This window comes from Xenorhabdus taiwanensis (genome assembly GCF_036512875.1).
GTDB classification, from domain to species: Bacteria; Pseudomonadota; Gammaproteobacteria; order Enterobacterales; family Enterobacteriaceae; genus Xenorhabdus; species Xenorhabdus taiwanensis.
The window spans coordinates 846,251-861,589 of sequence record NZ_AP028978.1; the positions used below are offsets into that span (position 1 = coordinate 846,251).

The following is a 15,339-nucleotide window of genomic DNA, read 5'->3' on the forward strand; positions in this document are numbered from 1 at the left end:
CTAATCATTGGGAGCATGACCATTAAAACGACACTGACTTATTTAATCATTGGCATTGGTGGAATTACAGCATTAGGAACATTGGGTGTTTCGTGGAATAAATTACAATGGTTGGCGGCGGCACTTTCGGTCGGTTTAGGCTTTGGCTTACAGGAAATTTTTGCCAACTTTGTTTCGGGTTTGATTATTTTGTTCGAACGTCCCGTCCGGATTGGCGATACAGTAACGATAGGAACTTATTCCGGTTCTGTCAGTAAAATCCGTATTCGTGCGACGACAATTACAGATTTTGACCGCAAAGAAGTGATTATCCCTAACCGGGCATTTGTAACGGAGCGTCTGATAAACTGGACACTTTCTGATACCATTACGCGGATTATTATTAAGGTTGGCGTCGCATACGGCTCTGATCTTGATAAGGTTAAAGACGTTTTGTTAAAAGCGGCAAGCGAAAACGCCCGTGTAATGAGTGAGCCAGGGCCGCAAGTCTACTTTATGAATTTTGGTGCCAGTACACTGGATCATGAATTGAGGCTTTATGTCCGAGAATTGGGTGATCGCAGCCGTACTGTAGACGAAGTTAACCGCAGTATTGATAAATTATGTCGGGAAAACGACATCAATATTGCATTTAATCAGTTGGAGGTTTACTTACACAATAGGCAGGGTGATTGTTTGCAAGAAGTACAGAAGCCATTGAATGACGGGAGTCAATAGCCAGCTAAATGGGGAGTAAACATTAGTTGAGTTTATTCCTCAGATTGCTGGGGCTGCTTTTTTAATTTTCCTTGAAGATCGTGTTTAACGATTTCTAGTGCTGCCAATGCGATAGCAGGAGAAATTTCATTACATTCAAGTAGATAAATAAGATCTACTGCGAGTTGTACTTCAGGTGATGCTTGTTCCAGAGCCATAGCTACTTTTTCCTTTGTGATTAATCTGAATGCTCTTGCTTTTCTATCGATTTCTCGATTCGCATTAATGCTTGACGGCAGCGGGCGAGCCTGCCAGCCAAGGCTGCAATTTCTTTTTGCAGTTTGTGCTTATTGGCAAGTGTAGTCTGTGTATTTAACTGTAATTCCCTGTCATTAATCATTGCCATTAAACGACGTTCATAATCTTGATGTTCTGCCAGACGTTGATAAAGATCCTGTTTTTGTGATCGACGCTCAAATTTATCTTCCTGTTTTCGTAGATCTTTGGTCAATATTTCGCGTTTAAGTGCTTCGATTTGTGTTACTAAACGCTCGGCAAGGAACTTTACTTGCTCAATCCGATAATCGTTTACACAGGCTTTCAACTGTTCCAGATTTTGTCTGATCTCTTGCATGTATCCACCGAGTTTATTGCTGCGGTGGTGAAATAACACTTGATCAAAACGGGCAGTGGAAAAAGGAGAATCAGGCAGTAAAGCGAGCTCTTTTTCCAAAGTACTGACTTGTTTTTCAAGTGCACTTAATAAATTTTGTATGCCCATTAGCATCTCATTATCATTAATAATCTGTCTGTTAAAGCCCTTTCATTGGCTTGGCAGTTGCTTTTTTTCGGCAGTTTGAATAAATTTTACCGTTTTCTTTTTTAAACCTGGCTGGCATCAATTATGACCGCTAACGCACAACAACTGCAATTAATTAAAGATAGTATTGAAACCATTCCTGATTATCCAAAAGCGGGAATACTTTTTCGTGACATTACCACATTGCTCGATAATCCAGTGGCCTACCAGTCTACGATAGATTTATTAGTGGCTCGTTATCAGAATAAAGGCATTACGAAAATTGTTGGTACCGAAGCACGTGGTTTCTTATTCGGAGCACCTGTTGCACTGCAACTGGGGATTGGTTTCGTACCTGTTCGTAAAAAAGGTAAATTGCCGCGTGAAACGCTGAGCGAAACTTACGATCTGGAATATGGTACAGATACATTGGAAATCCATAAAAGCAGCATCAAGGAAGGGGATAAGGTTCTGGTTATTGATGATTTGCTTGCAACGGGGGGCACCATTGATGCGACGGTTCGTCTGATTCGTCGTCTGGGTGGTCAAGTTTCCGAAGCGGCATTCGTTATTGGATTGCCAGATTTAGGTGGTGTTGAACGTTTGAAAAAACAAGGCGTTGAAAGCTACACTATCGTTGAATTCCCCGGCCACTGATTATTCTGTTTTTTGCATTATTGATACATCAGCCTCGCCGTTAATGGTGAGGCTGTGCTAGCATGTTAGACAGTCATGTTCAATTTCCTCGGTATTCATGAGCTATCAGGTACTTGCCCGTAAGTGGCGCCCACAAATATTTTCTGATGTGATTGGTCAGCAACATGTGCTGACTGCATTGGCGAATGGTCTCGAACACCAACGCCTTCATCACGCTTATCTTTTTTCCGGCACTCGTGGTGTGGGAAAAACCACTATTGCACGTCTGTTGGCAAAAGGACTGAATTGCGAAACGGGTATAACCAAGACTCCGTGTGGTCAGTGTACTAATTGTCTCGAAATTGAACAGGGGCGGTTTGTGGATCTGATTGAGATCGACGCTGCTTCCCGAACAAAAGTAGAAGATACCCGCGAGTTGCTGGACAATGTCCAGTATGCGCCAGCCAGAGGTCGTTTCAAAGTTTATCTTATTGATGAAGTTCACATGCTTTCCCGCCATAGTTTCAATGCATTGTTGAAGACATTGGAAGAACCACCAGAACATGTGAAATTCCTTCTGGCAACAACAGATCCACAGAAACTGCCAGTGACTATCCTTTCACGCTGTTTGCAATTCCATTTGAAAACACTCGATGTGGATCAAATTAGTAACCAATTGGAGTATGTTCTTAATGCAGAGCAAATAGAAAGCGATGTTCGTGCCAGACAGCTACTTGCCCGTGCAGCAGATGGTAGTATGCGTGATGCTTTGAGCTTAACGGATCAAGCCATTGCTTTGGGTGGAGGGAAGCTGACATCGGATATCGTCAGCCAGATGCTGGGAACGCTGGACGATGACCAACCATTGGCGATGATTGAATCGCTGGTACGTGCAGATGGTCAACAAATGATGGCACTGGTGGAACAAGTGGCGACTCGTGGTGTGGATTGGGAAAATCTGCTGGTTGATACACTGTCGCTGTTGCATCGGATTGCCATGCTCCAGCTATTACCTCAGCAACCTGAAAGTGAGCCTTCTTCAACAGAAGGGCGGTTGCGTTTGCTGGCAAGATCAATTTCCCCGACTGATTTGCAGCTTTACTATCAAGCGTTACTGGTGGGACGCAAGGAACTTCCTTATGCACCAGAACGACGGATGGGTGTGGAGATGGCGTTATTGCGCGCTCTGGCTTTTCATCCCAAAACAGTCATTGAGGAAATATTACCACCTGCTGTGGAAAACCCTGTAGCACCAATTGGGGTAGCACCTCCTTCGGCCCAATTATCTTCAAATCAATTTACTTCAAATAAAGAAGAAAATGAGCGTACTGGGCAGACAATACCACAATCAATGGGCAGTGAGTCTTCCGTTGCGAACAGTCCAACAGCGAAACTATTGCAAGCGAGAAGTTCGCTGACTCGTCAAGGAAATACGCCAGCAAAAAAGCCTGAGCCGGCAGAGTCTGCGAAGGCAAAGCCGGCAAGTTCGGCACTGGAGCGACTGGTGGTGGTGGCAGAACAGCGGTCTCAATCTCATATTCCTAAAACACGGGAGCCTAAGCCGGTTAATCCGGCAAAAAAAGAAGCTTATCGCTGGCGGGCAACGAAGACTGGAGAAGAGAAACAGCACCCGACCGCGACACCAAAAGCAATCAAAGCGGCTTTGGAGCACGAGAAAACAACAGAGTTGGTAGAAAAGCTGACTATTGAATCGAAACAAAGAGATCCATGGGCTGCGGAAATTGATAAACTGCATATTCCAAAATTGGTTCAGCAGGTAGCACTGAATGCATTTAAAGAGCAGATTGATGAAAATCGTCTTTGTCTGCATTTACGTTCAAAGCAGCGCCATCTTAATTCAGTATCGGCTCAGAATGTGTTGACCGAAGCATTAAGTGAATTGTATGGAAAACCTATTGAACTCAATATCATTGAAGATGATAATCCTGCGGTAAAAACGCCTCTGGAGTGGCGACAAGCCATTTATGAAGAAAAATTGGCACAAGCGCGTCAATCCATTATTTCGGATAAAACGATTCAAACACTTCAGCAACTATTCGATGCAGAATTGGATGAAGAAAGTATCCGGCCTGTTTAACTGCCGTAGTGTATTTTATGCTGTGGCTATAGCGAAGAGAGAGAATTATGTTTGGTAAAGGTGGTTTGGGCAATTTGATGAAACAGGCCCAGCAGATGCAAGAAAAAATGCAGAAAATGCAGGAAGAAATTGCAAATCTGGAAGTTACAGGCGAATCTGGCGCGGGCTTGGTAAAAATCACTATTAATGGTGCACATAACTGCCGTCGGGTTGAAATCGATCCAAGTTTGATGGACGATGACAAAGATATGCTGGAAGATCTGATCGCAGCGGCATTCAATGATGCAGCTCGCCGTATTGAAGAAACCCAGAAAGAAAAAATGGCCGGTGTTTCCAGCGGAATGCAATTACCACCTGGGTTTAAGATGCCATTCTAATGCAAACCAGTCCTCTTCTTGAATCTCTGATGGAAGCCCTGCGTTGTTTGCCCGGTGTAGGTCCAAAATCTGCACAACGGATGGCATTTCATTTATTGCAGAGAGATCGCAGTGGTGGAATGCGACTGGCACAGGCACTGACGCGAGCGATGTCTGAAATTGGTCACTGTCAGGGTTGCCGGACATTCACGGAACAGGAACAGTGCACGATTTGTGCTAATCCCCGTCGTCAGCAGAATGGTCAGATTTGTGTAGTGGAAAGCCCTGCAGATATTCATGCCATCGAACAAACGGGCCAGTTTGCGGGGCGTTATTTTGTCCTGATGGGGCATTTATCGCCACTGGATGGTATCGGGCCAATGGATATTGGTTTAGATCGTTTAGAAGAACGTTTATCTGCTGAAACCTTGTCAGAAATTATTCTGGCGACTAATCCAACTGTCGAAGGAGAGGCAACGGCAAACTATATTGCAGAAATGTGCTCTCAATATGGTGTGACAGCTAGCCGAATTGCTCACGGCGTCCCTGTGGGCGGAGAGCTTGAAATGGTGGATGGCACAACACTGTCTCATTCGTTGGCTGGCCGTCAAAAAATCACGAACTTGTGATTTTGTCCCCAATTAGTCGGTGATTTTATGGATGGTGCTGCTGATTATGCCGCCATCCATAGCTGATTTACCCGATTATCAAACTAATTTTACATTCTTCTTGTTATCTTAGCTTGAAACTCTCCGTATCTATCCCCATTTGATGATCATCGTCCGATTGTACATATCTGAACTGGATTTAGATTGAGGTAATAAATGAGCATGAAAGATCAGGAAACCCGTGGATTTCAGTCTGAAGTCAAACAACTGTTGCAGTTGATGATCCATTCTCTCTATTCCAATAAAGAAATTTTTCTTCGTGAACTGATTTCAAACGCATCTGATGCGGCTGACAAATTACGCTTCCGTGCATTGTCTGCCCCTGAGCTGTATGAAAATGATGGTGAATTGCGTGTTCGTCTGGCCCTTGATAAAGAGCAGAAAACTATCACCATCAGTGATAATGGTATCGGTATGTCCCGTGATGAAGTGATCGATAATCTGGGAACGATTGCAAAATCTGGTACTAAAGCATTTCTTGAATCCATCGGTTCTGATCAAGCAAAAGACAGCCAATTGATTGGTCAATTCGGTGTAGGCTTCTACTCTGCCTTTATCGTCGCTGATAAAGTCACCGTACGTACTCGTGCAGCAGGGGTTCCCGCTGAACAAGGTGTATTCTGGGAGTCAACGGGAGAAGGTGACTACACTGTTGCTGATATTGAAAAAGCAGGTCGTGGTACAGAAATTACCCTGCATCTGCGAGATGAGGAAAGCGAATTTCTCAATGACTGGCGTCTGCGTTCTATCATTGGCAAATATTCTGATCATATTGCCTTGCCAGTTGAAATTGAAACCCAGACTAAAAACGAAGAAGACGACTCGGTTACCGTTACATGGGAAAAAATCAACAAAGCCCAGGCCTTGTGGACTCGTAATAAAGCTGAAATCAGTGATGAAGAGTATCAAGAGTTTTATAAGCACATCTCCCATGACTTTACTGACTCTTTGATTTGGAGCCATAACCGCGTTGAAGGTAAGCAGGAATACACCAGCCTGCTATATATCCCTTCCCAGGCACCGTGGGATATGTGGAACCGCGAACATAAACATGGCCTGAAACTATACGTACAGCGTGTATTCATCATGGATGAAGCTGAACAGTTCATGCCAAATTACCTGCGTTTTGTCCGTGGTCTGATCGATTCCAACGACCTGCCATTGAACGTTTCTCGTGAAATTTTACAAGATAGTTCAATCACACGTAATCTGCGCAGCGCGCTGACTAAACGTGTATTGCAAATGTTGGATAAACTGGCAAAAGACGACGCAGAAAAATATCAGACTTTCTGGCAACAGTTCGGCCTGGTGATGAAAGAAGGTCCAGCCGAAGATAGCGCAAACAAAGAAGCTATTGCTAAGTTACTGCGCTTTGCTACGACTCATAATGATAGCTCCGCTCAAACTGTTTCTCTGGAAGATTACGTTGGCCGCATGGCAGAAGGGCAGGAGAAGATTTATTACATTACGGCAGATAGTTATGCTGCGGCGAAGAATAGCCCACATCTGGAGCTGTTCCGTAAGAAAGGCATTGAGGTTCTGTTACTGTCTGACCGCATTGATGAGTGGATGATGAGTTACCTGACTGAGTTCGATGGTAAATCACTCCAATCTGTCAGCAAGGCTGATGAATCCCTCGATAAACTGGCAGATGAAAACAAGGCTGAGCAAGAAGAAGCAGACAAAAAACTGGAGCCATTTATTGAGCGTGTGAAGACTCTGCTGGGTGAGCGTGTTAAAGATGTGAAACTGACCCATCGTCTGACAGATACTCCAGCTATCGTAACCACTGATGCCAATGCGATGAGCACCCAAATGGCGAAGCTATTTGCAGCAGCGGGCCAGACTGCTCCAGAAGTCAGTTATAACTTTGAGCTGAATCCGGAACATCTTCTGGTTAAGAAAGCGGCTGATATTGATGATGATGCTCAATTTGCTGATTGGATAGAATTGCTGTTGGATCAAGCACTATTTGCTGAACGTGGCACATTGGATGATCCAAACCAGTTTATTCGTCGTATGAATCAATTATTATTAGCTGAAAAAGCTTAAACTTATTGAGATAATGATAAAAACCACGCCTCAACGAAAAATGAGGCGTGGTTTATTTTTTAGTTAATGCGGAAACGTTTACCTGTTTTCTTGAGCCATTCCCTATTCAAATGGTATGGTGGTACGTTTTCTTTAAAATATAAAAGCAAATAGCAAGGGGATTTACGCAATGCGTATTATTCTACTGGGCGCGCCAGGCGCCGGTAAGGGGACTCAGGCACAATTTATCATGGAGAAATATGGGATCCCTCAAATTTCTACAGGTGATATGCTGCGTGCTGCGGTAAAAGCTGGCACCGAATTGGGTTTGCAAGCAAAAGAGCTGATGGATAATGGCAAACTGGTAACTGATGAGCTGGTCATTGCATTGGTTAAAGAGCGCATCAAACAAGATGATTGTCATAATGGCTTCTTGTTGGATGGGTTCCCACGCACTATTCCTCAGGCAGATGCCATGAAAGCAGCCGGTATCAAGGTTGATTATGTGCTGGAGTTTGATGTTCCTGATGAAATTATCGTTGAACGTATTATTGGTCGTCGTGTGCATGCGCCGTCCGGCCGTGTTTACCACATCAAATTCAATCCACCAAAAGTGGAAAACAAAGATGATGTCACAGGCGAAGAGCTGACTACCCGTAAAGATGATCAGGAAGACACGGTTCGTAAACGTCTGGTTGAATACCACGCCCAAACTGCACCTTTGGTTTCTTACTATCAGCAAGAAGCACAAGCTGGTAACACAAAATACTTCAGACTTGACGGGACTCGTCAGGTAGCAGAAGTTAGCGCAGAGCTGGCTAATATTCTGGGCGAATGATTTCGTGTTCTCTTGAGTTGTTATAACAGGCGGCCTTCATACCGCCTGACTTTTTTGTAATTTTCGCTACCCTAGATAAAGTTACTCCATAAAATGTTACATGTAACTATCATTCATGTTTTATACTAGATTGTCAGTCATTTTAATGGAGCTCTGAGGAATGAGTAGCAAGAAGTATGGTGTCCTATTAGTGAACCTTGGTACACCTGATGCGCCAACACCAGCAGCAATAAGATGTTATCTGGCAAAGTTTCTGAGTGACAGAAGAGTAGTTGATATCCCGCCATTTATTTGGAAACCTATCTTGAATGGTCTTATTCTTCCTTTCCGTGCTTCTCGAATTGCTAAGCTTTACCAAGAAATTTGGATGGAAGAAGGTTCTCCTTTATTAGTGTATAGTCGTCGTCAGCAGAAATTGCTGGATGAAAAGTTGGCGGATATCCCTGTTGCTTTGGGAATGACTTACGGCTCCCCTTCTTTATCTCAGGCTGTAGAGAGTTTGTTACAACAGGGCATTGAGGCTCTCATTATACTGCCACTTTATCCTCAATATTCCAGTACAACTTCGGCAGCAGTTTTTGACAGGCTCAGTAAAATATTGCAGGAGTATCGGACAATTCCTACCCTGCATTTTGTTCGCAGTTATGCTACACATCCTGCTTATATTGCGGCACTAAAGGAAACTATTGAGCAGAGTTTTGAAAAACATGGTCAGCCTGATCGGTTAATTATTTCCTATCATGGCATTCCTGAACGTCTGGCAAAGATGGGAGATATTTATCCGCAAGATTGTCAGGCGACAACTGAACTGTTGAGTCAGGCACTGGATTATCCCGCAGATAAAATTATGATGACATATCAGTCGCGTTTTGGTTGCTTACCGTGGTTATCTCCTTATACAGATAAAACCATGGCATCATTACCCAGGCAAGGTGTGGAACATGTTCAAGTGATGTGTCCGGGGTTTGCATCAGATTGTTTGGAAACGTTGGAAGAGATTAAGCAACAGAATAAAGTTATCTTTTTAGAGGCTGGTGGGAAAAAGTTTGAATATATCTCTGCACTTAATGATAATAAAGCCCACATTTCTTTGCTTGAACAGTTGGTAAATAATGTCATGAAATAACATGCAATTGCTTGTTATGAGGCATTATCACACATGATGAATAGCAGACATTGATCGTCGTATGATTTTAATGGGATGTTTTTTAACCAATGAATGCGATAAGCGAGAGAAAAGGCTTGCATATCAATGAAAAGCAAAATTATTTGGATTGGACATATAGATAATGAGTAATAAACCTATTAAACACCCTGATTTTTACCAAGAACATGCAAACTATTATCCGCCGGAGCGGGAGGATGAAATTGATTTGTTTGAACTATTCTCTGTACTTTTCCAATCAAAATATTTAATCATTGCAGTATCTTTTGTCTTTGCAATTATTGGCTTCGGTATCGCGTCATTTTTACCACAAAAATGGACCAGTACAGCGGCTGTAGTGAAACCAGGGCTGGAGGAGTTTCAGCCATTAAAAAATACATTAACGGATTTACATGTTCTGAGCATTGATCCCAAAGTCACAGAAGGGGCACTGTATCAGCGGTTTATTGAAAATTATAACTCACGTGTATTACGTGAAGAATATTTGGTTAGTACCGATTACTTCAAGACTTTGCTTGCTAAGAATCAAGATAGTTCTGGGAAGGAAAAAAGAAAACTGATCGAGGAAATTGTCAATAAAAATATTATCATATCCTTACCTAAGAAAGATAATGAAGTTGTCGATGAAATTAAACTCTCTTTCAGTGCTGACAATGCAGAAGATGCTTACAATCTATTAAGTGGCTATATCAAATTCGTCTCTTCAATAGTTCGTGATCAAGTGAAAGAGGAACTGAGTGATATGGTTCATGAGAAACTGGAGTACTCACAAAAGCTTTATGCTCTTGATTTGGAACGTATCGCTAATATGCGCAGCGTAGATATTGAGCGATTAAAGTATGCGATTTCTCTTGCTAATTCTGCCGGAATTAAAAGACCAGTATCAAATAGCGGGGTTATGATCAAGGATGACCCGGATTATTCGATTACGCTGGGTTCTGATGCACTGCAACGTAAGTTACAAATTACTGAAGAGCTTACTGATCCAACTACGATTGATGCAGACCTGCGTAACCGTCAGTTGTATATCAAAAATCTGGAAAAAGTGAATGTAAATACCGTTGATTTTGTGCCATTCAAGTATATGCAGGAACCTTATGAGCCAACTTCAAAAGATTCACCTAAGCGTTTGCTGATTTTGATTGGAGCGGGTTTTATCGGATTTATTTTATCCATCATGTATGTTCTGTTGCGTCACATGGTACGTAGTCGTCAGAAACAAGAGGCTTAATATTGTTTATAACTCATATATGTTATAGATAATATTCTGATAGCTAACGTCTCGACAGCCAATGTTGTAATCACATTGGCTGTCTTCATTTTTGTCGCTGTATTTTTTGTTTCTCTCCGGTATTGTGACACACTGTATTATGCTAACATGCGGCATATTTTAGCTCTACCGCAACAATTAATTATGAAATTCCCTGGTAAACGTAAATCTAAACACTATTTTCCTGTCAGTTTAAGAGATCCTCTGCTCCAACCCATCAAAGAGATGATGGATACTGAAAATAATCAAGCCTACATTGTTGGTATTGACCAGACATTGGTTGATATTGAAGCCAAAGTTGATGAGGATTTTATCCAACGTTATAACCTAAGCCAGGGACACTCATTAGTTATTGAAGATGATGTAGCCGAGGCTCTCTACAAGGAACTGACAGACAAGAATCTTATCAGCCATGAATTTGCGGGTGGCACTATCGGCAATACTTTGCACAACTATTCTGTGCTGGCTGACGATAAATCTGTCCTTCTTGGTGCGATGTGTAATAACATCCAGATAGGAAGTTATGCGTATTGTTATCTTTGTAATACATCCAGTCGTATGGATTTAAATCACCTTCAGGGAGTTGATGGTCCAATTGGCCGCTGTTTTACCTTGGTGACGGAAAATGGTGAAAGAACATTTGCTATCAGTCCGGGGTTAATGAATCAGCTTCATCCAAAAAGCATTCCTGAACATATTATTGCGGAAGCGTCGGCTTTGGTGATTACCGCTTATCTGGTGCGTTGTAAACCGGGGGAGCCAATGCCGGAAGCAACAATGAAAGCCATTGAATATGCGAAGAAGCATAACGTACCTGTTGTATTGACGTTAGGAACAAAATACGTCATTGCGGATGATCCACAATGGTGGCGCGATTTTCTGGCTGAACATGTTTCTGTTGTTGCAATGAATGAAGATGAAGCTTGTGAATTGACAGGTTTCAGTGATCCTTTATTAGCGGCTGATATGGCGCTAAATTGGGTGGATTTGGTGTTATGTACTGCTGGGCCTGCCGGATTATACATGGCGGGTTACACTGAGGAAGTACACAAGCGCCAAACATTGCATCCTTTGCTACCTGGTGCGATTGCAGAATTTAACCGTTATGAATTCAGCCGGGCGATGCGTAAAGTGGATTGCCAAAACCCAATGCGGGTTTATTCCCATATTGAACCTTATATGGGAGGGCCTGAAAAAATCATGAATACTAATGGTGCTGGGGATGGCGCGTTATCTGCATTGCTGCATGATATCACTGCCAACAGCTATCATCGCATGAATGTACCGAATTCCAGCAAACATGCGCGCTCTTATTTAACCTATTCTTCTTTGGCTCAGGTATGTAAGTACGCTAATAGAGTGAGTTATCAGGTATTGAGTCAGCATTCTCCGCGTCTAACCCGAGGGTTGCCGGAGAAAGAAGATAGTCTGGAAGAGTCTTACTGGGAACGTTGATTCTGGTAGCCTGAGATATTGTTTTAATTGTTTTTATGGAAATATCCCCACATTATGGGGATATTCCTTGGCTCGTAAGTTATGTTGGAGATGAAGTCGCTGATGAATGTAATAATGGTGGCTCTATTGGGCAACCCTCTTCATATTCAGGTAATGCATCAGCCATTGCCCGTGCTATTTCATGTTCACCAATGATAATGTGATTAGTGCCACGTTCCGTAATGTAAGTGACTTCATCATCATAATGGGCTCGCACAATGATATTGATATCTGGCCTGATTTCTCTGGCATTCGCAACAATCTCACCCGCTTCATAACCATTAGGGATTGTCAGGAATAAAATACAAGCACAATCGAGCCTTGCCAGAGCCATGATCTCTTTATTGACGGCGTTACCCATTACGGCACTGACACCCATTTCGCCTAATTCTTCAAATCGGGCACGTGTATCTTCAATCACCACGATTGGAAAATTTTTTTCTTGCAAACGCTGACACAGCTGATCTCCCACTCGGCCATAACCCACCACAATAGCATGACCACAAATATCGACAGGGATCTGGGTTTCTTCTTCCAGTGTTTCTTCGAGTAATTGTTCTTCAATGGTTTCTGTTTTTTCCAAATAGCGATCCAGTAAGCTGAATAGAACAGGATTCAACATGATTGAAATGATGGCGCCGGCCAGTACAAGGTTACGGGCTTCCCCATCAAGGAATCCCAGCGTGACACCAAGCCCAGCGAGAATAAAAGCAAATTCACCAATTTGGGCAAGACTGGCTGAAATGGTTAGGGCTGTACGTCGTGAGTGCCCAAACATCCTGACGAGTAGCAAAGCAGCTAATGACTTACCAATGATAATAATGGCAAGGGTTCCTATAATTGCCAGAGGCTGTTGGAGTAAGACCATAGGGTCAAACAGCATGCCAACGGAAACAAAGAAAAGAACCGCGAAAGCATCCCTTAGCGGTAAAGTATCTTGCGCTGCTCGATGACTTAATTCTGACTCATTCAGTACCATACCCGCGAAGAAGGCACCAAGGGCAAATGAAGCATCAAATAGTGTCACCGCACCATAAGCGACACCTAATGCAATGGCAAGTACAGCCAGCGTGAACAGTTCACGGGAACCTGTCCCAGCGGTTTTCGCCAGTAACCAAGGAATGACACGCCGTCCGACGAAAATCATCAATAAAATAAAGGCAATAACTTTTCCAACAGTGAGAGATATCTTTAACAGCAATTGACCGATATTTGCGTTTTGGCTGTCCATAATTCCTGCTGCCGCAGGAAGTAATACTAACGTCAGTACCATAGCCAGATCTTCAACAATTAACCAACCAATGGCAATTTGTCCTCTCTGACTATCAACGAGCTGTCGTTCTTCTAATGCCCTGAGCAATACTACTGTGCTGGCGGTGGACAGGCAAAGGCCAAATACAATGCCGTTGAGTAACCCCCAACCGAGCAGCATTGATAATCCGGCACCTAATAAGGTTGCTACTGCAATTTGGGCGACAGCACCAGGAATGGCAATTGATTTGACGGCTAACAAATCTTTCAGTGAAAAATGTAGACCGACACCAAACATCAGTAAGATCACGCCAATTTCTGAAAGTTCTGGAGCTAGAGATGTATCGGCAACAAAACCAGGAGTGAAGGGTCCCGCTAGTACACCTGCTACGAGGTATCCTACCAGAGGTGAAATTTTCAGGCGCTGTGCAAGCATGCCAAGCAGATAGGCAAGAACAAAGCCGCCAACAATGGTCGTGATAAGAGGTGTCGAGTGCTCCATCAAGGCTCCTTCTGGGTAGCGAGTATATAAATTGTGTAGTTAGGTGAGGTAATAATATATTTTATAAATAATTAAAGATTACAAAAAATATATTGAGTGGTAAAAACGAGAATTATCTACATAAATAGTATTTTAATGTAATTTTATCTAGATATTGCCATTATTTACGCTAGTTTACAAAGAAAAATAGTCTGATAATTATAGTGTTTATTCAGGGTATTCCTTGCCTTTTTCAAACGTTCTTTTCCATATTTGGCAGAAACAACGTAAAAACACCAAGAAGTGGCAGAAAAGCACAAATTTTGTAAACCAGTTCTATACTGGTTTTATCTGCGACATAACCAAGTACAGCAGCCCCAATGCCACCCATACCAAAGGCCAGACCAAAGAATAAGCCTGCGATCATGCCTGTTTTACCGGGAATGAGCTCTTGAGCATAAACTAAAATAGCAGAGAACGCAGAGGCCAATATTATACCAATAATAACTGTTAATATGCTTGTCCAAAATAAGGAGGCATAAGGTAACAGCAGGGTAAAAGGTGCAACGCCAAGAATTGAACCCCAAATGACATATTTCCGACCTATCTTATCTCCGATCGGCCCTCCAATCAGGGTACCTGCCGCTACGGCAAATAAAAAGATAAATAGATGGATCTGGGCGTTTTGCACTGACAAGCCAAATTTCTGCATCAGATAAAAGGTATAGTAGCTACTGATACTGGATAGATAAAAGTACTTGGAGAAAACCAGTAACAGAAGAATGGCAAAAGAATTTATGATCGTTTTTCTAGGCAGCTTTGGCAGGGAATTGGGATGAGAAGACGAAGACGGCGGGGTTATAACCTGATGCTGCATCTTATACCACTGGCTGACTTGCAAGAGGATCACGATAGCTAATAATGCTGCCAGAGAAAACCAACCGATGTTTCCCTTGCCGTAAGGCGCAATGAAAACAGCGGCTAACAGTGGACCTAATGAACTTCCTAAATTTCCCCCTACTTGAAATAAAGATTGTGCCAGACCATGACGTCCACCTGAAGCCATGCGTGCGACTCGTGACGATTCTGGATGAAAAATGGATGATCCCGTACCGACTAGTGCGGCGGCTATTAATATAATTGAAAAACTTTCAGCATAAGCTAACAGAAGTAAACCAGATAAGGTAAATCCCATGCCGATAGGCAGTGAATAGGGTTGCGGATGTTTATCAGTATACAAACCGATAAGGGGCTGCAATAGAGATGCAGTTACCTGATAGGTTAAAGTTATCATTCCAACCTGAATAAAACTGAGAGTAAATTCAGATTGCAGTAGTGGATAAATAGCCAGAATTAATGATTGGATCATATCATTCAGCATATGGGATAAGCTGATGGCACCAAGAATTGAAAAAACTGTTTGATGTGTTTTTGTTGGTGATGATGGAAAAGAGGTCGTTGTACTTTTTTCACTCATATTTATTCGCTTATCGATGTTATTCTCAACAAAATGCATAGGGATAAATTTTTTTAGGTTTGTTGAGTTACTGTTGAAT

General features: G+C 42.6%; 13 protein-coding genes and 1 pseudogene. 10 read left to right on the forward strand and 4 right to left on the reverse strand.

The genetic code is table 11. From position 1 onward, the window contains the following. Positions 1-12 precede the first annotated feature (12 nt). Positions 13-717: pseudogene (locus ACE1SE_RS03675) on the forward strand (mechanosensitive ion channel domain-containing protein); the annotation flags it as partial. 32 nt (positions 718-749) lie between these two features. Here ACE1SE_RS03675 and rsmS read toward each other — a convergent pair. Together rsmS and priC are read right to left on the reverse strand one after the other, a co-directional pair. Next, the gene (gene rsmS / locus ACE1SE_RS03680) at positions 750-914 is read right to left on the reverse strand and encodes a pleiotropic regulatory protein RsmS (RefSeq protein ID WP_374052696.1); all 165 of its coding nucleotides are present in this window, start codon (positions 912-914) and stop codon (positions 750-752) included. A gap of 20 nt (positions 915-934) precedes the next feature. Beyond that, positions 935-1,477, reverse strand: a complete 543-nt coding sequence (priC, locus tag ACE1SE_RS03685) for a primosomal replication protein PriC (protein WP_374052697.1) — start codon at positions 1,475-1,477, stop codon at positions 935-937. 123 nt (positions 1,478-1,600) lie between these two features. On the opposite strand from priC, the gene apt reads away from it, so the two are divergent. The 9 genes from apt (at position 1,601) to ACE1SE_RS03730 (ending at position 12,012) form a co-directional block, all read left to right on the forward strand. Continuing rightward, positions 1,601-2,152, forward strand: a complete 552-nt coding sequence (gene apt, locus ACE1SE_RS03690; RefSeq protein WP_374052698.1) for an adenine phosphoribosyltransferase — start codon at positions 1,601-1,603, stop codon at positions 2,150-2,152. A 97-nt stretch (positions 2,153-2,249) separates the two neighbouring features. Then, positions 2,250-4,229, forward strand: a complete 1,980-nt coding sequence (gene dnaX, locus ACE1SE_RS03695; RefSeq protein ID WP_374052699.1) for a DNA polymerase III subunit gamma/tau — start codon at positions 2,250-2,252, stop codon at positions 4,227-4,229. 47 nt (positions 4,230-4,276) lie between these two features. Then, complete coding sequence (locus ACE1SE_RS03700) at positions 4,277-4,606, forward strand: YbaB/EbfC family nucleoid-associated protein (protein ID WP_010845071.1); 330 nt, start codon at positions 4,277-4,279, stop codon at positions 4,604-4,606. Then, on the forward strand, positions 4,606-5,214 hold the full coding sequence (gene recR / locus ACE1SE_RS03705) for a recombination mediator RecR (RefSeq protein ID WP_374052700.1): 609 nt from the start codon (positions 4,606-4,608) through the stop codon (positions 5,212-5,214). Before ACE1SE_RS03700 ends, recR begins: the two co-directional genes overlap by 1 nt. Positions 5,215-5,415: 201 nt before the next feature. Next, the gene (gene htpG / locus ACE1SE_RS03710; protein WP_374053584.1) at positions 5,416-7,305 is read left to right on the forward strand and encodes a molecular chaperone HtpG; all 1,890 of its coding nucleotides are present in this window, start codon (positions 5,416-5,418) and stop codon (positions 7,303-7,305) included. 169 nt (positions 7,306-7,474) lie between these two features. Beyond that, entirely contained in the window at positions 7,475-8,122 is a 648-nt protein-coding gene (adk, locus tag ACE1SE_RS03715) for an adenylate kinase (protein WP_374052701.1), read from the forward strand. A gap of 160 nt (positions 8,123-8,282) precedes the next feature. Further along, positions 8,283-9,248: a ferrochelatase gene (gene hemH, locus ACE1SE_RS03720; RefSeq protein WP_374052702.1), complete on the forward strand. Its 966-nt coding sequence runs from the start codon at positions 8,283-8,285 to the stop codon at positions 9,246-9,248. Between the two features lie 163 nt (positions 9,249-9,411). Next, positions 9,412-10,518, forward strand: a complete 1,107-nt coding sequence (gene wzz(fepE) / locus ACE1SE_RS03725; protein WP_374052703.1) for an LPS O-antigen length regulator Wzz(fepE) — start codon at positions 9,412-9,414, stop codon at positions 10,516-10,518. A gap of 183 nt (positions 10,519-10,701) precedes the next feature. After that, the gene (locus tag ACE1SE_RS03730) at positions 10,702-12,012 is read left to right on the forward strand and encodes an inosine/guanosine kinase (RefSeq protein WP_374053585.1); all 1,311 of its coding nucleotides are present in this window, start codon (positions 10,702-10,704) and stop codon (positions 12,010-12,012) included. Between the two features lie 79 nt (positions 12,013-12,091). Here the strand turns inward: ACE1SE_RS03730 and ybaL are convergent, their stop codons facing one another. Together ybaL and ACE1SE_RS03740 are read right to left on the reverse strand one after the other, a co-directional pair. After that, positions 12,092-13,804: a YbaL family putative K(+) efflux transporter gene (ybaL, locus tag ACE1SE_RS03735; RefSeq protein WP_374052704.1), complete on the reverse strand. Its 1,713-nt coding sequence runs from the start codon at positions 13,802-13,804 to the stop codon at positions 12,092-12,094. 232 nt (positions 13,805-14,036) lie between these two features. Continuing rightward, entirely contained in the window at positions 14,037-15,260 is a 1,224-nt protein-coding gene (locus ACE1SE_RS03740) for an MFS transporter (protein WP_374052705.1), read from the reverse strand. Positions 15,261-15,339 lie beyond the last annotated feature (79 nt).